Origin of the sequence: Streptomyces sp. P17, from assembly GCF_032436805.1 — a bacterium.
In the GTDB taxonomy this organism is placed as follows: domain Bacteria; phylum Actinomycetota; class Actinomycetes; order Streptomycetales; family Streptomycetaceae; genus Streptomyces.
This window is the reverse complement of sequence record NZ_JAVRBF010000970.1, coordinates 1-264: the sequence shown is the minus strand read 5'-3', so window position 1 is coordinate 264 and position 264 is coordinate 1. Positions and strand designations below refer to the sequence as shown.

General features: G+C 67.4%; 1 protein-coding gene. It reads right to left on the bottom strand.

The genetic code is table 11. The features are described from left to right. A partial coding sequence (locus RMT89_RS43610; RefSeq protein WP_315889298.1) for an SDR family NAD(P)-dependent oxidoreductase occupies positions 1-132 on the bottom strand: 132 nt, incomplete at its 3' end. Between the last annotated feature and the right edge of the window lie 132 nt (positions 133-264).

The following is a 264-nucleotide window of genomic DNA, read 5'->3' as shown; positions in this document are numbered from 1 at the left end:
CGCGCCGCCGGGAAGCGGCTCGGGCTGGATGTCGACGATCACGACTTTCTTGCCCTGTCCGGCGAGCAGCGTCGCGGTCGCAGCGCCAATGCCGCGGCTGCCGCCTGTGACGAGGATGATGCCTTCGCTCATTTCCGCTTGCCCTCCGGCTTGACCAGCCCGCGCGTGATCAGCTTCTCGTAAGCCGTCTTGACGTGCTCGGGCACGTCGACCACGCCGCCATCCTCGGCATAGGAATAGCGCAGGCTGAGATAGCCGCGCCCG